Raw genomic sequence first — 18,577 nt, 5'->3', positions numbered from 1 at the left:
CCCTACATTCTCTAGTTAATTTTCCGGTATACCTTTTCCAGCCGATCCAGTGGTTCGTACGAATCACTGTAGCCGGTGAATTGCATGGACTCCTTGGAGCCCAGCACCAGAATACCGAAACGGCTAAGACTTTCATGAAATAATCCATGAACACGTTCACGGAGTTTATCGTCAAAATAGATCATTACATTTCGGCAAAAAATTACATTAAACTCGTTAAACGAACGGTCAGTAGCCAAGTTATGCTCCGCAAAGATGATATGTTTGCGAAGAAAAGGCTGAAAGATAACAGATTGATATTTAGCTGTATAATATTCGGAGAACGAGCGGGTACCGCCGGCTTCCAGATAATTTTTGGTATACAGCTGCATACGATCAATTCCGAATACACCTTCGCGCGCCTGCTGCAGTGAACGGTTATTCATATCGGTCGCATAGATCCGTGCCTTGTCCAGCAGACCTTCCTCATGCAGCAGAATAGCCATCGAATAGACTTCTTCTCCGGTAGAGCAGCCTGCATGCCAGATCCGAATATATGGATAGGTGCGCAGCAGGGGTATTACTTTCTCCCGGAACATACGGAACAACTGCGGGTCACGGAACATCTCCGTTACCGGGATCGACAGGTTCTGTACAAACCGCTCAAAACAGGAACGGTCATGCAGTACCTTCTCCTGCAGCGCCGAGACGGATTTGAGATTCTCGGCATGAATATGATGCCATACTCTGCGGGTCAAAGAAGCACGCGCATAGTTGCGAAAATCATACCCATACAAACGGTGTACCCCTTCCAGCAGCAGGTCGATTTCAATATTCTCGCGTTCTGCAAGATTGGTAATGATCTGGCTTTCCCCCTGGGGCGAGTTTGAGTTGTTCTGTATTTGTTCATGATTCGTCGATGTCATCTTTTCAGCCCCGATTCCTTGTAAACTGTACGCCATTCTTATTCTGTATAAAGCCGGTTGCTTTGCTTGCGCAGCCGGCTTCTCGACATTTTTACATTTTAGTTGGAAATTATATGGTCGTTCCTCATCTTTATATCAAGCTTATATCCACAGAAATCGGATATGCCTGAATCTCAATCGGTTGTATATATAGACGCAGGTAATTAACCAACGTTCTATATTATAATTCATTTACCCACTTTTGTGCTCTACGAATACAACCAAACACGCATTAATGATAAAAGTTGGTCCGTTTGGATCGGTTTTTTGACATAATCAGATGCTCCAGCCTCAATACACTTGGATCGATCGTCTTTCATCGCTTTGGCGGTCAGTGCAATAATCGGCAATTTGTCGTATCCAGGCATCTGGCGAATAATACGCATCGCTTCATATCCATCCATCTCCGGCATCATCATATCCATCAGAATCAGGTCAAAATCCTGCTTTTCCAGAATATCGATCGCTTCCCGTCCGTTCTCGGCAAAGGTAACTTCCATACGGTATCCCTCCAGTACACTGGACAGTGCAAATACGTTACGCACATCATCATCGACGAGGAGAATCCGTTTGCCTTCAAACAGAGTCTCCTTGTTATGCAGTTTCTGCAGAATGCGACGCTTGTCTTCCGGCAGATCCGCTTCCACCCGATGCAGGAAGAGGGTTGTCTCATCCAGCAGACGTTCCGGTGATTTGACATCCTTAACGATAATTGACTCTGCATATTTGCGCAGCTGGGTCTCTTCCTTGGTGTCCAGATCCTTGCCGGTATAAATAATGATCGGCAAATCTTTGAGCTGATGATTATCACGAATACGATCCAGCAGTTCAAAGCCGGTCATATCGGTCAGCATCAGATCCAGCACCATACAATCATAACGCTTGCCATCCAGTTCTGCCAGCGCAGCTTTGCCGGTCGAGACAGCAGTGATAGCTACATCGTCATGACCGATCAGCTCAATAATGGACTGGCGCTGAATCTCATCATCCTCTACAATCAGCAGCTGTTTGAGTCCCTGCTCGGTATAGGATTCCAGATGAGAAAATGCTTTTTCCAGCGCTTCTTTGCTGGATGGCTTTTTGAGGTAGGCAATCGCTCCCATCATCAGACCCTGCTTGACTTCATCCATGACGGAGATGACATGCACCGGAATATGCCGGGTATGCGCATTGCTCTTCAGCTCGCTGAGAATCGCCCAGCCATCGATAACCGGCAGCTGGATATCCAGGATAATAGCGTCCGGTTTGTACGTTTTGGCCATATGCAGACCAGTATCGCCCTGCATCGCTACGAGCGCTTTGAACCCCCGACCTCTGGCCATATCCATCAAAATTTTAGCGAAATTGGCATCATCCTCGATAATCAGCAGCATTTTGTCTTCCTTGCCGAGCTGATCACGGTCATCATGAAGCGACTGGGGAATCACAGCGGATTCCATTTCGTCGACCTGCTTGCGGTTATTCATATGTGTTGAAGCCTGCTGTAGTACCTGACCGGTAAAATCGGCCGGCATATAGGCAGGATTCACCCGATCAGCAGCTGTTCCTGTAATTGCCTCTGTCTGCTCGGACGATGATGGAACCAGCTTTGGCAGGTACATGGTAAATGTACTTCCCTTGCCTTCTTCCGAACTGACCGTAATGCCTCCGCCCAACAAACGAGACAGCTCACGGCTGATTGACAGCCCCAGGCCTGTACCACCGTACTTGCGGCTGGTTGTACCATCTACCTGCTGGAAGGCTTCGAAGATCAGATCCAGTTTATCCTGCGGAATACCAATGCCGCTGTCGATTACCTTGATGGCGATAAAGGATTGTTCTCTGTTCAGGTAGGCTGGCAATTCCGCCGGATCAGCTTCATCCAGATTCATCTCAATATAGCCTTTATCCGTAAATTTGAATGCATTGGAGAGCATATTGCGCAGTACCTGCTTCACCCGGTGCTCATCAGTTACAATTGCCTCGGGCATATTCTCGCCAACCGTAATATGCAGGTCGATTCCTTTTTTCGCCGCTACCGGCGAGAAGTTCATATTTACAAAGTACTCCAGATTTTTTACAGGTACCGCTTCACGGTTGATTTCCATTTTGCCGGCATCGACCTTGGACAGATCCAGAATTTCATCAATCATCTTGAGAAGGTCTGCACCAGACATATAGATCGTGCTTGCGTACTCCATCTGTTTCTCGGTCAGATTCCCATCTTTGTTCTCCGTGAGCAGCTGGGACAGAATCAGCAGACTGTTCAGCGGTGTACGAAGCTCATGGGACATATTCGCCAGGAATTCCGATTTATATTTACTTGTCACAGCGAGCTGCATCGCCTGCTGTTCCAACTGATACTTGCTCTGCTCGATCTCTTCATTTTGCTCTTCCACATGCTGGATCTGCTCCTGCAGCTCGCGGGTTTTGGCGATCAGTTCATTATTAAAATGCTCCAGTTCTTCCTGCTGGCGCTGCAGCACATCTTCGGAACGCTTGAGTTCCTCGGTCTGCTCTTCCAGACGCTCGTTGGAACGGCGCAGTTCTTCCTGCTGCAGCTGCAGCTCTTCGGATTGACTCTGCAGTTCCTCGGTCAATGTCTGCGACTCGCGTAGCAGTTCCTCGACGTGCAAACGGCGGTTAATGTTGTTTACAATAATGCCGAGGTCCTGAGTGAGTAAGTGAAGCAGCTGCCGCTGCAGTGACGTAAATGTGTTCAGCGAAGCCAGCTCAATAACACCCAGCAGTTCGTCATTGAACAATACCGGATAGATGAGTACACTCCGCGGCTGACTGGAGCCCAATCCGGAATTGACAGGAATATACCCTTGGGGCACATGATCCAGTACGATCGGTTTTTGGTCTGCGGCGCACTGGCCGGTCAGTCCTTCGCCAATGCGGATTTCCTTCTTCGAACACAACTCACCGTCAGCAGCATAGGCTGCTTTGAGCAGCATTTTGTCGGTCACTTCATTTGTGCGCAGATACAATGCTCCAAAGTGGGCACCCAGCGTTGGCGCAAATTCATTAATAAAGGTCTGCGCACTCTGTTCCAGCGTGCTTACGCCACGCAGCAGCTCGGTAATGCGCGCCGTATTGGAGTCCAGCCAGGACTGGTCTTCCTGGGCCTGACGATACTGCTCCTCCATATGACGCTTTTCCTGCAGATCTTCGGCCATACGCTGGAATACACGGGCCACATCGCCGATCTCATCCTTGGATTTAACCTGTATGCGGCGAATAATGCCAAAACGTTCTTCCGAAAATCCCTTGATCATCATAGAGACCGTTCCAAGTCCCTTGCTGATGCTTGGTACAATCCACAGCATAACGAGCAAGCTCAATACTACACCGGCAAGCATGACATAAGTCGTGATGCGAATAGAATTCTGGTAAGCGGCATTGGCTTGATCAATCTCGGTATCAATCGCATTATCCTGATACTCGGCCAGAGCCGAGATGCTCTGGTTCAGATTCGTCTGCGCAGCAAGGCCTACCTGTGTACGGTAATTGTTGGCGGCAGCAATCTGATCTCCCACCACGAGGGAAGTCTGCTGGCGGGAATAATCCACAAATGTCTGCCAGTTGGCAGTGACCGTCTCAATCTGTTTTTTCTCCTCCGGTGAATTGGACGATTCGTTCAGCAGCTTGAGATTATTGTTCCCACTGGTAATGTTCTGTTCAATCATCGCCCGGGTCTGCTCGATCGGCTGTGTAGACGTGCTGAGCAGCATATTGGCCACTTCACGGGCGATGATATTCATTGCAGAGCGCATATCGGTCGAATACCGTACTTTGAGATAGCGTTCCTGGTATACCTTGTCCAACTGTTCGTTCATGTAGTTCATCCGGTCATACGTAATAAAGCCCAGCGTCATCAATAATAAAATGATGACACTGAACCCCAGGACCAGCTTCGTTCTCAGCTTCATTAATTGTCCGCTCCTTCATTGAGTGAAATCCATACCAGACACTTATCATCATCTCGGTCTGCAGGTGCACTTGCTTCAAAGAATACCGTTTCGATTTTGTTTTTATCCAGATGATGATTGGATTTCAGCTGATCGATAAGGAAATTAAGCTGCACATCCTGATCGCCTTTTACCGCTTCAAGCAGACCATCGGTATACAGTACCAGATGTCCGTCTCCTTCATAATGGAAGCTGCGGGACTCCATTTCAATCCGGTCAAACAATCCTACTGGGAATGTACTTGTGCTAAGCTTGGTTACTTCCCCATTATCATCAAAGAAAAGCCCCGGCGGATGTCCGGCATTAACATAATCAATCCGTTTGTATTTGGTATCCACCACCAGATAGATGGCAGTGAAATAATATTGTACCAGCTGGTTCTCAATATGCAGCTGATTAAATCGTCGGTTCAACTCCTGGATGACTTTCTCCGGCTCCACATAGGTAGTTACCGTATCCTTGAGCACCGAAGCGATAAACATGCAGAACAAGGAAGATGAAATACCATGCCCCATCATATCCAGCAAAATGACGCCATAACGTCCTTCACCGAGCGGATACCAGGCATACAGATCACCTGCCAGCTCAAAGGATGGCTTGTACAGCGCATCTATCTGGAAAGATGGATCATGGATCGGCGTACTGAGCACAGCATGCTGTACAAGACTAGCCAGCTTGAGCTCATCCTGAATATGCTGATCCCGTTCCTTATGCCAGTCTTTCTCGTGCTTGAGCCGCAGTGCCAAACGCATACGGGCCAGCAATTCCACCTTGTTAATCGGCTTGGTCACATAGTCCATCGCTCCTGCATCCAGCGCCTCCGCCAGCTTTTTGGAGTCGCCGACGGCAGTCACCATAATAATCGGAATATCCTTGAGCAGCTCATGCTGCTGGATGATCCGGCAGGCTTCGATCCCATCCATCTCCGGCATCATCATATCCAGTAAAATCAGGTCAAATGAATTGGCTTTGGCACGCGCTACAGCATCAGGCTCACCCAGACCAAGGTGTTCAAACATTTCTCTGGCGGAAGCTGAAGTCACGATATTGGTATATTGTTCTCTTTTCAGAATTTCCCGGATAATAATTACATTGGTCGGATTATCATCAACGATTAATATATTCATAACTTCTCCTCATTCCCTTATTTCATGAAGCGGATTCCTTTACCTTTTCTCCATTATAAGCCAACTGTCATCGTTATCCAAAAGGGGCTGTATCAAAAACTCGTCAAAAAACCTCCAACTCCACCATGGAAGTGGAATTGAAGGCATTTTCCTTACAAATCTAGGCCCTAGCGGGGACAACGGTTATATGATTTTGATACAACCTCTTTGTCTTCACTACTGAATCAAGCCTGTATATTTAGGATTTATGATTGGCAATAATAAGTACTTTATCCTTGCCCAGTTCCCGTTCATAAAAGTCAGCTTCAGCCTGGGTGAAACCCAGCGAAGTGATCTTGGCGCGTAATTCATCGCCGCGTGAACGGAAAAGGTTGGCTAATGAGTCGAACATGCCTTCTTCCTTAATCCCAATCTCCTGCGCACCGGCGGTCTCGGTAATCTTGTCTGTAAGGTCTTTGCGATATGCCAGTACATAGATATCATCAAACCCATATCCTGTACCCTGCAGCTCTTTCACAACCTCAACAGCCCGGGTCCCGTTTTCCACTACTTTGGCGTATGGCTTGGCATTCGTCGGATTCATGTTGCTCACCTTCCTCAAAAGATGACTATTTATAGCAATTACCCATACAGGAAACGTTTGAAACAGCCTGTTTTGATTTTTTTGTAGATTATTCAGTTGTCGTGTCGAAAATGTCTGCACTGACAATCTCGCCTGTGTCCGGGTCGGTAAAAACTTTGAAAGCATAAAAGTCATTGTTATACCCTTCCCCGTCATCTGCTGTGAAGTCCGGCTGACCCAGCTCACTCGTAATCGCCTGCTTGTTCAGACGAAGCGTGTGGCCATCCAGTGTCAGCGATCCAGCGCGGGCCGGCACACTTACATAATAAATGTGCTCTCCCATCATACCCACTTTCACATCGTTATACTCGTATTCCGTATAACCTGCATCCGTCTGTACCTTACGGAGCGGTTCGCCCTTTTTCTCCAGCAGTTCTGCCCGGCTATCACTGAGGGATATGCCGTTCAGGGTACTATAGCTTAATGTATACTGAGTATAAGGTTCTTCGTATACGGAATCTGTTGCAGACGGCATGGAAGCAGTTTGGATACTGTTGCTGGCCGGCATAGCGGCATACTCAGCAGTTTGCACAGCTACGACTGGCTGTAACGGTGCATCAGATACTTGGGCAGAACCGGTGTAAGGGGACAATATTCCAGCAAGCAACATCATGTAAGTAAGCATCGTCTCACCCTTTCTCGGTTTACACATGAAATCGTCATCTAGCCATTGGTCGTTTGGAGATGGTCAGGAGCATTTGAGTCAGACAAGGTTATTTCGAAGGAATCTTGCGGAATTTCTGCCATACATTAACGGCTGTGTCTACCCAGTTCAACCATGCGCCATTGTTATTACCATTTTTGTCATACGTAGCGGAATAGGATTGCAATGTACGATCTTCCGGAGTCGAAGCGGTTACCATGGAATGCGCATTTGTAGAGTGTTCGGATTTGCTGCTGGCAAATTTCACACGGTCAAACAATGTACCGGATACTTCTTTTGTTTTCAGCGTCAGATCTTTTACCGTTTCAGTAATCTCGCTCAGTACCACACCGAGGTTTTTGACGGATTCTACAACCGGATCAACCTGCTGCAGCTTATGTTCGACGTCTCCAGTAATATCATTGACATTACGGATGGTCTGTTTGACTTCGTATGTCAGTTCTTCCATTGTCTTTTGTACATCCTTCAGGGTTGCGGATACATTATCCAACGAATCCTTGGCGGATAACAGGGTCTTAACGAGGAATACTACGAGTACTGCGAATGCGATAGCGACAATCGCTACACTGATACTGATAACAATGTTCATGATTTACCCTCTCTTTCAACAATGAATGTTTTGGTTTCACATTTTTTCAGGATGTTATTCATAAACTACCCTTCTGTTTTACGACCGAAACAGAAGTCACAGCCGTTCACACAAATATAACCGCTGCTGTTTCAAGGCATAAAGGCACGTTTAAAATACATTTACTAATTAATAAGTAACTAATTCCATACTTAATCGGATAATCCATTTGCGATCGGAAGTGTTTATTTTTATTTTCAAATAAAGAAAGGGTGATTATTATGTTGAAATGGTCGGTTATTTTCCTGATCATTGCGATTGTTGCCGGAATCTTTGGTTTTTTTGGGATCGTCGAAGCGGCGGCAACGATTGCCAAGGTGCTGTTCTTCCTGTTCCTTGTCCTGTTTGTGATCAGCCTGTTCACCGGACGCAGACGAACGTATTAACTGTCATGCAGCCTGCTCAAGCGATTTGCATGGTACTGATAAAATGATTCACGATCTACCGGATCCGCTGAGTATCACCATCCAAAGAGCCGCTCTCCCATAATGGGAGGGCGGCTCTTTGGATGGTGATACTTACTGTTACCGTAGTTAAAATCTTTCAAAGTTCGTTAAATTCTTTTAACGCAGCAACAGTTTTGGCAGCTTGAGCAGATCAAGCTGGAACCGGATAATGATCTGATCCTGTTCAAACTCCAGCTGCTTCACATCTACCACTGCCGGGAAATGCTTGGTCAGCGAGATATCCAGCGGCTGCAGCAGCGCTCCTTGCCACTGTCCATGGCGCACTGTTGTATGCTGGTGAGTTAGCACCAGCCGATTGCCTTGCAGCTCTGCAGTAAAATCGAGCAGCGCTCCAAAAGGAATCCCGAGATAGGTTCCTCTCAGATCCGCATGAACAATATCGCCTTCCCAGGTAAAATCAGCTCCGCTGATCCGCAGGCCCGGCGGATAATCTTCCTGGTGATCCATGAGCTCCCTGCGGGCGAGCTGATTGAACTCCTGCTCATTCAGCATAATTTCCAGACGCTTTTCCTTAATCATGGTCTGTATTTTGGCTGTCGTATCCAGATTGGTGTAGTCGAGACCCGGATTGCGCTGCGGGGCTACCATCCATGCCAGCCAGGCTGCCCCGGCTGCAACGATAACGAGCAAAATAAGCAGAACAATCAGCAGCCATCTCCAGCGTGAACGCTGGGGACGCTGCCGGGAAACCGATGATTCTTTCACAACGTCTACCTCTTTTCCATTCGATCCCTATGCGCTCAGTTTTCTTTGGGTTCTACATGTACATGCACATAATGAATATTATGCACTTCAGCCATTCTGGCTTCAACTTTATCACTAATATGATGACTTTCGATAATCGTCAGTTCGGGAGAAACTTCAATAATAACATCCACCAGGGTCTGGCTGCCATTGATGCGGGCTTTGATATCCTTGATATTCTCTACCCCTTCAATGGAAGCAATCGTCTTGCGCAGCCCCGGCAGTTCCTGTTCGTCAAAGCCGTCGGTCAGCCGGTGCATGGAGTCGCTCAGAATATCCCAGGCGGTCTTGCAGATCAGTAGACCGACGATTAGTGCAGCCACTACATCCAGCCAGGGCATGCCCAGCTGGGAACCGAGAATCCCTACAGCAGCACCTGTGCTGACCATGGCATCTGAAAGATTATCCTTGGCTGCCGCCAGCAGTGCCTGACTGTTCGTACGCTGGGCCAGCTGGAGATTGTACCGATAGACCCCATACATAATAACCGCGCAGACAATCGCCACTCCTGCCAGCCAGGGTTCCGGCGATTGCTGTTGACCGGAAAATAATAGTCCCACTCCATCGACCAGTACCTGGATGCCGACCATGGCCATAATAAAAGATGCAATCAGCGCCGCAACCGTCTCCGCCCGGAAATGTCCGTAAGCATGATCCGAATCCGGCGGTTTCTGTGAAATACGCAGTCCGACCAATACGGCGACAGAAGCTACAATATCCGTCAGATTATTCATGCCGTCTGCACGCAGCGCACTCGACAAAAACAGATAACCAAGAATCAGCTTCAAGGCAGACAGCACCAGATAAGTGATGATACTGAGCCATGCCCCGCGTTCGCCTTCCTTGATATTCTGATATACATCTACCATTTTATTATGTCCTCCTACTGCAGACCGTCCTGCTGTATAGCCCGCTTCCCATTTCGTCCGTTCATCGTAACAAACGAATTTGTTGTGGGTCTAGAGAAACGTTGTAGGGAAAGGCAAACGTTTTAGCCTGCAGCAAATCTTGTAGCGTCGGGCAAAGCAAGTAAGTCAGATGAAAAGTTGTGATAAATCGGAAACATTTTTGCCTCTACGCAAATTAGGATAAGTGGCTAATCGTTGGTTGAACATAATCAGTCCGTAACTGCTGCAACAAGATACAAAAAAGCGGCTCCTAGAAGGAACCGCCTCATTTTTATTGAAAATATTCTGAAATTATACTTGTACCGGGTACATTTTCTCACGCATTTCCTGGATTTCCTTGCTTTCCAGGTATTCGTCATAGCTCATCATACGATCGATAATGCCATTTGGCGTGATCTCGATGATGCGATTGGCGATCGTCTGTACGAACTGATGGTCATGGGAAGTAAAGATGATGGTACCATCAAAGTCAGTCAGACCGTTATTGAGCGCTGTGATGGATTCGAGATCCAGGTGATTCGTTGGCTCGTCCAGCAGCAGTACGTTACCGCCCATCAGCATCATGCGGGACAGCATACAGCGGACTTTTTCTCCACCGGACAGTACGCTTGCTTTTTTGAGCGCTTCGTCACCGGAGAATAGCATCCGGCCGAGGAATCCGCGCAGGAATGATTCATCCGGATCTTTGGAATAACGACGCAGCCAGTCTACCAGCGTCTCGTCCACACCATCAAAGTAAGCGGAGTTGTCATTCGGGAAGTACGCCTGGGAAGTCGTTACACCCCACTGGTAGGTTCCTTCATCCGGTTCCACTTCACCCATGAGGATCTGGAACAAGGCGGTTTTGACGTTACCATTAGGACCGACAAGAGCGATTTTATCACCTTTGTTGACTGTCAGAGTCAGGTTGTTGATGACTTTTTCACCGTCAATCGTTTTGCTCAGTCCGTCAATCAGCAGCAGCTGCTTGCCGGCTTCGCGTTCGCCCTTAAAGTTGATAAATGGATATTTACGGTTGGACGGACGAATGTCATCCAGCGTAATTTTGTCCAGCATTTTCTTACGGGAAGTAGCCTGCTTGGACTTGGATTTATTGGCGCTGAAGCGCTGGATAAAGGCCTGCAATTCCTTGACCTTGTCTTCTTTTTTCTTGTTCTGTTCACGGCTCAGCTGGAGTGCCAGCTGGCTGGACTCGTACCAGAAGTCATAGTTACCGACATACATCTGGATTTTGCCAAAATCGATATCGGCAATATGCGTACATACGGTATTCAGGAAGTGACGGTCGTGACTGACTACGATAACAGTGCCATCGTAGGAAGCCAGGAAGTTCTCCAGCCAGTGAATGGACTCGATGTCCAAATGGTTGGTAGGCTCATCCAGCAGCAGGATGTTTGGATGACCGAACAGTGCCTGAGCGAGCAGGACGCGTACTTTCTCGTTGCCGTTCAGTTCCTTCATCATTTTGTACTGCATTTCGTTATCGATGCCCAGACCATTCAGCATCTCGGCCGCTTCGGCTTCCGCTTCCCAGCCGTTCATTTCCGCAAATTCAGCTTCCAGTTCGCCGGCACGCATGCCGTCTTCGTCGCTGAAGTTTTCTTTAGCGTACAGCGCATCTTTTTCTTTCATAATATCGTACAGGCGTTTGTGACCCATAATTACGGTCTCCAGCACCTGGAACTCATCGTATTCGGATTGGTTCTGTTTGAGGATCGCCATCCGCTCGCCCGGAGTGATGTGCACTTCACCTTCGTTCTGTTCCACTTCACCGGACAGAATTTTGAGGAATGTGGATTTACCCGCACCATTCGCACCGATCAGACCGTAGCAGTTACCTGGCGTGAACTTAATATTTACATCTTCAAAAAGGGCGCGCTTACCGTAACGCAGCGTGACGCCTGAAGTACTTATCATGTATACAACCCATCCTTATCATTAATAAAGTATTGTGTAATGAAATCTATCTCATTTCATGAAAAAAGGCAGTATTCATTTTCATGAAATTACTGTTGGCAATAGTATAACACACAACTTTATGTAATCGAACCATTACAGCTATCTTTTCTTATTTAAAATTTTGTGATTATCCGGGTATGCCAAGACGCCGGTTTGTCATACAACCGGCGTTCCTGGCGGATATCAGATCACATTTTCTTCGTCTTCGTTATCGGCATCTTCATCGGCATTGCCGTGAACGACCAGCGTCTCTCCATAGCCGAGTACACGGATCCGGTCAGCGTCGATCTTAAGGCGCTGACGCTCGGCTTCCAGTCGATCGAGCGCTTCCTTGGCGGTATCATCAGCCAGCTTGAACGTCCCATAATGCATCGGAATCATCGTCTCCGCGCCGACATCGCAGAAAGCGCGCAGTGCTTCCTCCGGCGTCGTATGCTGGGAACTCAGGAACCACTCCGGTTCATAAGCGCCGATCGGCATTAGAGCCACGTGGATTTTGTATCGGCGTCCGATCTCGGTGAAGCCGGGGAAATAACCGCTGTCTCCGGCAAAATAGACCGTTGGCGGCAGTGGCTCATGAATATAACCATCCCCATCGGGGTCGCCGGTCACTACCGGAACATCCGGCTTTGGCACTGTCGGATCCTGCTCGGTATTCCAGATATGATGCGGCTCCTGCGGCAGTACCGGATGATGAACCGGCTCGATAACGTAGCCGCCCCAGTGTGAAGTGTTCGTATCCAGCAGCGTCCGTCGGCTCCAGTGCTGGGTTGGGACGAAGGTAATATTCACATCGCCGACTTTGAACGTCTCCCACCAGTGCATTTCATGACAGCGATGGAATCCCTTGCGAAGCATTTTGGACTTCAGGCCCGCCGGTACCAGAATAGTCGTCGAACTGCGGTACAGCTTGCGGATCGAGTTGATATGCATATGATCATAATGGGAATGCGAGATTAGAATAACATCGATCGGTGGCACATCCTCGATCGGGATACCCGGCTGTCCGATCCGACGCTGAAAAGCCAGCCGCTGCGCCCATACCGGATCAGTGACAATATTCAGCCCTTCATACTGCAGGAAAAAGGTTGAGTGTCCAATCCAGGTAATAGAAGCATCTTCCCGGTTGGCATGCAGATAATCGATTTCCGGTTCTTTGTGCGGGACGACGTACGTGCGGTCCCTGCTCGATTTCTTGCGGCGATCTTCCCGCCACTGCTTGAATTGTTTGAGCGTCTTGTCAATGCTGACATTGTCTATATTATTGTAGCGAATTTTCGGCATAGGACAGAATTCCTCCCTAACGAGTCTTTACAGTCTACCTGCTGCAGGATCATGCTGCGCATGGATACTCCATGCGGATAGGTCATCTGTTCACCTATTCATCTCTTTGCCTATTGGTCTGAAGTTACTGAGTGTAAAGGTACTGAGAGATTATTACCCGGTTTACATATCCTCGTATCAAAGAGTTGCCATAATTGCTAAAATTCGGACAGCCGCAGACGGTGCTGGAAGATCAGACAGTGGTATAAAGCGGACGTATACATCAGGTCTGCCATTGGAATGGCGGGCTTGGAGGGATTGGATAGAGATTGTGCCATGTGTTTATCAGGGTGCATTTGTGGGGAGCGAAGAACTTTACCGGGTGGTAGAGGTTCTTCGCTTTTACTTTGTTTGGGAATTTAAAGTTGGCATACAGTTCGAAGATATATTTTATTACTCTGTAGTACCATGCTGCGTTTTGTAATTTTTTTGCCTATTGATGGTCGCGGCTATTCGGTGCAGATACAGAGGATTGGCGGACAGCGGCGATCAGTTCCATGTACTGGGTGTCGCCTAGGCCGTAATGAGTGAACAGGGAGAGCATTTTGCGCATTAATGGCTCGGCGGATTCTGCCGGGTGGCTGCGAATATAGGCGGTTATCTCGTTATCGGGCTGCTGCAGGTTGAGATACAGGCGGATGCCCTGATACATAACCGGCAGAAGCTGCTGCTGCGGCATTTCCCGGTTCAGCAGTACCTGACGATAGATCCCGGTAAAGGAACCTAGTTGAAGTTCGGTCTGCTTCACTTCATACGTCTGTTCCTGAACCGCATTGAAATAGACAGTACCCTCGAAACCGATCTGTTCCAGATAAGCCAGCATGGTCAGCAGATTGATCTGACAGAACATGTCCTCGCCAAACCAGAGGACGATGCAGCGGTATTCGTTATCGTTCAGCATTTGCAGCGGCTGCAGGGTAACCACTTCATACTGCTCCCTGGATATATGATGTCCCTGTGCCCTTACTTTACAGAAAGAATCGCTGAAAATATCCTCTGTCGTCTCATGGACACACATCGCTTCATTAAAAGGAACATAATCGCTTCCTCCCATCCACTGCTGCGCCTTGAATTGTTCATACATGGTCTGCCCGTTGAGCACATTCAGAATCTGATGCTCATACAGTGACTCGACGTGCTGCTGCAGCTGCTCAATACCCTGCTTACTGGAAATGTCCATCGTTAATTCCCTCCCGTACGGATCAATGTTTAATTGGATATAGGATTGCAGCGGCTGGGGATGCTGCCGAAAAGCGTGGGGTGTCATCCCGAAGATATCCTTGAACGATCTTGAAAAAGCCTCCTGTGACGAGTAGCCGTGCTCCACTGCAATATCGATAATCCGCTCTTCCGTCTCCGCCAACCGGATGCTGGACAGGAAGGTGCGGCGCAGTTGGATATACCTTTTCATGCTGATGCCTGTATGATGACGGAACAGAAAGGAACAATAATACGGCGAATACCCTACACTCCGCCCCAGTTCGGCCAGCGAAAATTCCTCCAGCAGATGCTGCTCCAGCCAGTCGATCATCTCCTGTATCTGTGCACTCATATTTCTTCCTCCTGTGATGCGTTGTTGTATCTTCATTATATCGAATGTGCGGACAGACTTTTGATCCGGGTTGTGATGTATTCTACGTCTGCTATTGATCGGGACAGCTGCGGCTCAGAACCATTTTGATACTCGCCATACGTGTGTCCTGTTCTTTCGTGTCTAAAGCAGCGAATATAATAGAGCGTCCACTACGAATGGCTTACCTCAAGCGTGCGGATCTCCAGATGATCCGGCGGTACCGCGCACGATGTGCGATGGTATGCCGTAATGTGCATTCGTCTGTCCGCCGGTACGTGATGCAGGATAATGCATAGGCTGCTCTCCTTCTGTATGGGAGAGCAGCCTTTTTTCTGCCTTCTGCGGCAGAGCCGGTCTTCATCATTTTCTCATGTGCCAACCGTTTCCCCTTTGGGTTACAATAGATAGAGAGGTATGTGCTTAGATCCGATGCTTCAATTCCATTCAACCGCAGTCTGCCCGTTGCTTCGCAGACGGGGTATCTGCATTTTGCATAATCACAATTTGATATATGGAGGTACACTTTTATGAAAATTATTTCGATCGAACCTACACCAAGTCCCAATACGATGATGCTGCGTCTGGACGAAGAACTGCCTCAGGGTATCCGCAAAACGTATACGCTGGACAATGAGCGCTCTGCTCCTTCTTTCATTCGCGAGATGCTGCATATTAACGGTGTGAAAAGCGTGTTCCATACCGCTGACTTTGTCGCGCTGGACCGCCGGGCGAGTGCCGACTGGTCGGCAATCCTGAACGAAGTGCAGGAGAAGCTGGGCCAGGAAGGTGTCGAGAACAAGCTGGAAGTGCCGGAAGATCTGTCCGGTGATCATTTCGGGGAAGCCAATGTATTTGTCCAGTTCTTCCGGGGCATTCCGATGCAGATCCGGGTCAAAGCCGGCACCAAAGAAGAACGCATCTCCCTCGCCGAACGGTTCGTGCAAGCAGTGACCGAAGTAGCCAGCGCAACGATGATCAAAGAGCGCAAGCTGACCGACTATGGCGTACGCTACGGCGAACTGCCGGATATCGCCCGTGAAGTCGAGCAGGAACTGGAAGCGGCTTTCCCGCCGGAACGTCTGCGCAAAATTATCGATCAGGCGATCTCGCACGGTGCCAGCAATGAGGAATTCGTCGAGCAGCGCCGCGGCATGACACTGGATGAGATTACAGAAGCGATGAACAGCGAAGACTGGCGTGCCCGCTACGCCGCCTTTGACGTACTGGAGCCGACTGAAGACAGCCTGCCGCTGATCGAAAAGGCACTCTCCGATGAGAAAATGCAGATTCGCCGCCTCGCGGTCGTCTATCTGGGCGATCTGAAAACACCGGCTGCGATGGAGCTGCTCTATCGTGCACTGGAAGACAAATCGGCTGCCGTCCGCCGTACCGCTGGTGATACCCTGTCCGATATCGGCGATCCATCTGCGACTCCGGCCATGCTCCGCACCCTGCAGGACAGCAGCAAGCTCGTCCGCTGGCGTGCTGCCCGCTTCCTGTACGAGGTCGGCACCGAAGAAGCCCGTGAAGCGCTGGAATCCGCTGTCGAAGATCCCGAATTCGAAGTCAGCCTGCAGGCCAGAATGGCGCTTGAACGCATCGAATCCGGTGAAGAAGCCGCCGGAACGATCTGGCAGCAAATGGCGAAGAGCCGCCAGCAAAGCAATGGAGCCGAATAATGAAATTCCCATGAACGGTTCAAAAAATCATTGCCAAATCTTCTGCGAAATCGTATACTGTAACACGTTCATGTCAGTTAAACCTCTAAGCCAACTATACACTTAGTCGTCTGCTGACAGATACCACTAATTGAATAATATGCCTCATCAGCTTAACCGGATGAGGTAGAGGTCGCAGCATGAATCAGTATAATCGGAACAGGTGCAAGAGCCACCAGTGACGCCGATTAAAAAGGTCCTGCTGCCGAAGTTCAGGTATCCGCTCTGGATATCTGTGCTGGGGCTGTACTCGAAAGGGGCAGAACTGTCACAATGAAAAAATCCAAGCCTTTCATTGTGTTGAGCTATCTTAAAGGGAAAGTCGGATGCGGATTCTATCAAAATAGATCGCAGCTTGCCAGCGGTCTATTTTTTTATTGCTCCTTTTCCCTGGACGATGATGAAGGAGTGTACACAAGCATTATGAGTTCAAATGTGAAATCTGCGCCGGAGCACAAGCTCCGCGCTGGTCTGCGTGCCAGACATATGACGATGATCGCCCTCGGCGGTTCCATCGGGACAGGATTATTTCTCGCCAGCGGCGGTGCGGTAGCTGGTGCTGGCCCTGGCGGTGCCCTGCTGGCTTATGCCTGTGTGGGTATTATGGTTTATTTTCTGATGAACAGTCTGGGGGAGATGGCAACGTATATGCCGGATTCCGGTTCATTTAATACGTATGCTGCTCGTTTTGTCGATCCTGCTTTTGGCTTTGCGATGGGTTGGAACTTCTGGTACAACTGGGCGGTTACAATTGCCGCAGAGCTCGTTGCTGCTACGATTATTATCAAATACTGGTTTCCGGATAGTTCATCATTTATTTGGAGCTTTCTGTTTCTGGCGATTATCTTCCTGTTGAACGTTCTATCGGTCAAAGGATACGGTGAGGCCGAATACTGGTTTGCCATGATTAAGATCGCTGTGGTCATTGTGTTCTTGGTTGTGGGCGTGTTGATGATCATCGGCGTAATGGGCGGAGAAGTGATCGGATTCCGTAACTTCACACTGGGTGATGCTCCATTTCACGGTGGATTGCTTGCCTTTATCGGTGTCTTTATGGCAGCTGGTTTCTCCTTTCAGGGTACCGAGCTGATTGGCGTGGCTGCCGGTGAGAGTGAGAATCCAAGACAGCATGTGCCGCGTGCCATTCGTCAGGTATTCTGGCGTATTCTTATTTTCTACATCCTGGCGATTCTTGTGATCGGATTAATTATTCCTTATACCACCCCATCACTGCTTGGAGATGATATTACCGATATCGCAGTGAGTCCATTTACTCTCATTTTTGAAAAAGCCGGCATTGCCTTTGCTGCTGCCGTAATGAACGCTGTTATTCTCTCTTCTGTATTGTCTGCCGGTAACTCAGGCATGTTTGCTTCAGCACGGGTACTGTATGCACTGGCTCGTGATGGCAAAGCACCCAAGATGTTTGCCCGGCTCAATCGACGCGGTGTGCCGCAAAATGCACTGATCGTCACCGCTGCATTCGGTATGCTGGCGTTCTTCGCTTCATTATTTGGCGATGGAGTTGTGTATAACTGGCTGCTGAACGCTTCCGGTATGTGCGGATTTATTACCTGGCTGGGAATTGCAATCAGCCATTACCGCTTCCGCCGTGCTTTCCATGCACAGGGGCGCGATATTCATGAACTACCATTTTTGGCAAAATGGTTCCCGTTTGGTCCACTATTCGCTTTTGTACTATGTGCGATCGTTATTGTGGGGCAAAGTCTGAGCTATATCACACCGGAAGCGATCGACTGGAAATCCATTTTTGCTACTTATATTACAGTACCTTTGTTCTTGATCCTGTGGCTGGGTTATAAATTCAGCAAAAAAACCAAAATCGTACCACTGACCGAATGTGATCTGGACACTGGTGCCAGACACGAGTAAATACAGGACATTTCATAAGTTATCTGCTGTGAGCTAATGAGATATAATAAAAAA

14 protein-coding genes and 1 riboswitch are annotated in these 18,577 nt (G+C 48.6%); of the genes, 3 read left to right on the top strand and 11 right to left on the bottom strand.

The genetic code is table 11. From position 1 onward, the window contains the following. Positions 1–11 precede the first annotated feature (11 nt). From M1D61_RS04165 to M1D61_RS04140, 6 genes are all read right to left on the bottom strand, one after another. The gene (locus M1D61_RS04165) at positions 12–905 is read right to left on the bottom strand and encodes a CheR family methyltransferase (protein ID WP_458121289.1); all 894 of its coding nucleotides are present in this window, start codon (positions 903–905) and stop codon (positions 12–14) included. 248 nt (positions 906–1,153) lie between these two features. Then, positions 1,154–4,858: a response regulator gene (locus M1D61_RS04160; protein WP_458121288.1), complete on the bottom strand. Its 3,705-nt coding sequence runs from the start codon at positions 4,856–4,858 to the stop codon at positions 1,154–1,156. Then, positions 4,858–6,024, bottom strand: coding sequence for a PP2C family protein-serine/threonine phosphatase (locus tag M1D61_RS04155; protein WP_458121287.1), 1,167 nt, complete (start codon positions 6,022–6,024; stop codon positions 4,858–4,860). Before M1D61_RS04155 ends, M1D61_RS04160 begins: the two co-directional genes overlap by 1 nt. 238 nt (positions 6,025–6,262) lie before the next feature. Then, positions 6,263–6,607, bottom strand: a complete 345-nt coding sequence (locus tag M1D61_RS04150) for a general stress protein (RefSeq protein ID WP_458121286.1) — start codon at positions 6,605–6,607, stop codon at positions 6,263–6,265. Between the two features lie 88 nt (positions 6,608–6,695). Continuing rightward, positions 6,696–7,259 carry a hypothetical protein gene (locus M1D61_RS04145; protein WP_458121285.1) on the bottom strand — a complete coding sequence of 188 codons (564 nt, stop codon included), beginning with the start codon at positions 7,257–7,259 and terminating at the stop codon, positions 6,696–6,698. Between the two features lie 100 nt (positions 7,260–7,359). Then, on the bottom strand, positions 7,360–7,893 hold the full coding sequence (locus tag M1D61_RS04140) for a DUF948 domain-containing protein (RefSeq protein ID WP_458122405.1): 534 nt from the start codon (positions 7,891–7,893) through the stop codon (positions 7,360–7,362). A gap of 266 nt (positions 7,894–8,159) precedes the next feature. Here M1D61_RS04140 and M1D61_RS04135 point away from each other — a divergent pair, with 266 nt between their 5' ends. Further along, positions 8,160–8,324, top strand: coding sequence for a DUF1328 domain-containing protein (locus tag M1D61_RS04135; RefSeq protein ID WP_046216099.1), 165 nt, complete (start codon positions 8,160–8,162; stop codon positions 8,322–8,324). A gap of 177 nt (positions 8,325–8,501) precedes the next feature. On the opposite strand, the gene M1D61_RS04130 is transcribed toward M1D61_RS04135, so the two are convergent. The 5 genes from M1D61_RS04130 to M1D61_RS04110 all read right to left on the bottom strand — a co-directional run bounded on the left by M1D61_RS04130 (position 8,502) and on the right by M1D61_RS04110 (position 14,891). Beyond that, positions 8,502–9,110 carry a hypothetical protein gene (locus M1D61_RS04130; protein ID WP_458121284.1) on the bottom strand — a complete coding sequence of 203 codons (609 nt, stop codon included), beginning with the start codon at positions 9,108–9,110 and terminating at the stop codon, positions 8,502–8,504. Between the two features lie 35 nt (positions 9,111–9,145). Further along, entirely contained in the window at positions 9,146–10,018 is an 873-nt protein-coding gene (locus M1D61_RS04125; protein ID WP_458121283.1) for a cation diffusion facilitator family transporter, read from the bottom strand. Between the two features lie 330 nt (positions 10,019–10,348). Then, positions 10,349–11,974 carry an ABC-F family ATP-binding cassette domain-containing protein gene (locus M1D61_RS04120; protein WP_060536339.1) on the bottom strand — a complete coding sequence of 542 codons (1,626 nt, stop codon included), beginning with the start codon at positions 11,972–11,974 and terminating at the stop codon, positions 10,349–10,351. 225 nt (positions 11,975–12,199) lie between these two features. Then, positions 12,200–13,300: an MBL fold metallo-hydrolase gene (locus tag M1D61_RS04115; RefSeq protein ID WP_458121282.1), complete on the bottom strand. Its 1,101-nt coding sequence runs from the start codon at positions 13,298–13,300 to the stop codon at positions 12,200–12,202. 472 nt (positions 13,301–13,772) lie between these two features. Continuing rightward, positions 13,773–14,891, bottom strand: coding sequence for a helix-turn-helix transcriptional regulator (locus M1D61_RS04110; protein WP_458121281.1), 1,119 nt, complete (start codon positions 14,889–14,891; stop codon positions 13,773–13,775). Positions 14,892–15,439: 548 nt separating this feature from the next. Between M1D61_RS04110 and M1D61_RS04105 the strand changes: the two genes are divergently transcribed. Further along, positions 15,440–16,591 (top strand): virulence factor, encoded by a 1,152-nt coding sequence (locus M1D61_RS04105; RefSeq protein WP_458121280.1) that lies wholly within the window; start codon positions 15,440–15,442, stop codon positions 16,589–16,591. A 158-nt stretch (positions 16,592–16,749) separates the two neighbouring features. Next, a riboswitch (Lysine riboswitch) is annotated at positions 16,750–16,946 on the top strand. A gap of 107 nt (positions 16,947–17,053) precedes the next feature. Then, positions 17,054–18,523, top strand: coding sequence for an amino acid permease (locus M1D61_RS04100; RefSeq protein WP_458121279.1), 1,470 nt, complete (start codon positions 17,054–17,056; stop codon positions 18,521–18,523). Positions 18,524–18,577: the final 54 nt, after the last annotated feature.

The organism is Paenibacillus sp. Z6-24 (genome assembly GCF_054161335.1).
The sequence above is the reverse complement of the archived record's forward strand: the minus strand, read 5'-3'. Positions and strand labels throughout refer to the sequence as shown.

Bases quoted from the DNA above. Each gene is read 5' to 3' on its own strand.
- M1D61_RS04165 (WP_458121289.1), bottom strand. From the start codon at position 905: ATGACATCGACGAATCATGAACAAATACAGAACAACTCAAACTCGCCC.
- M1D61_RS04160 (WP_458121288.1), bottom strand. From the start codon at position 4,858: ATGAAGCTGAGAACGAAGCTGGTCCTGGGGTTCAGTGTCATCATTTTA.
- M1D61_RS04155 (WP_458121287.1), bottom strand. From the start codon at position 6,024: ATGAATATATTAATCGTTGATGATAATCCGACCAATGTAATTATTATC.
- M1D61_RS04150 (WP_458121286.1), bottom strand. From the start codon at position 6,607: ATGAATCCGACGAATGCCAAGCCATACGCCAAAGTAGTGGAAAACGGG.
- M1D61_RS04145 (WP_458121285.1), bottom strand. From the start codon at position 7,259: ATGATGTTGCTTGCTGGAATATTGTCCCCTTACACCGGTTCTGCCCAA.
- M1D61_RS04135 (WP_046216099.1), top strand. From the start codon at position 8,160: ATGTTGAAATGGTCGGTTATTTTCCTGATCATTGCGATTGTTGCCGGA.
- M1D61_RS04125 (WP_458121283.1), bottom strand. From the start codon at position 10,018: ATGGTAGATGTATATCAGAATATCAAGGAAGGCGAACGCGGGGCATGG.
- M1D61_RS04120 (WP_060536339.1), bottom strand. From the start codon at position 11,974: ATGATAAGTACTTCAGGCGTCACGCTGCGTTACGGTAAGCGCGCCCTT.
- M1D61_RS04115 (WP_458121282.1), bottom strand. From the start codon at position 13,300: ATGCCGAAAATTCGCTACAATAATATAGACAATGTCAGCATTGACAAG.
- M1D61_RS04110 (WP_458121281.1), bottom strand. From the start codon at position 14,891: ATGAGTGCACAGATACAGGAGATGATCGACTGGCTGGAGCAGCATCTG.
- M1D61_RS04105 (WP_458121280.1), top strand. From the start codon at position 15,440: ATGAAAATTATTTCGATCGAACCTACACCAAGTCCCAATACGATGATG.
- M1D61_RS04100 (WP_458121279.1), top strand. From the start codon at position 17,054: ATGAGTTCAAATGTGAAATCTGCGCCGGAGCACAAGCTCCGCGCTGGT.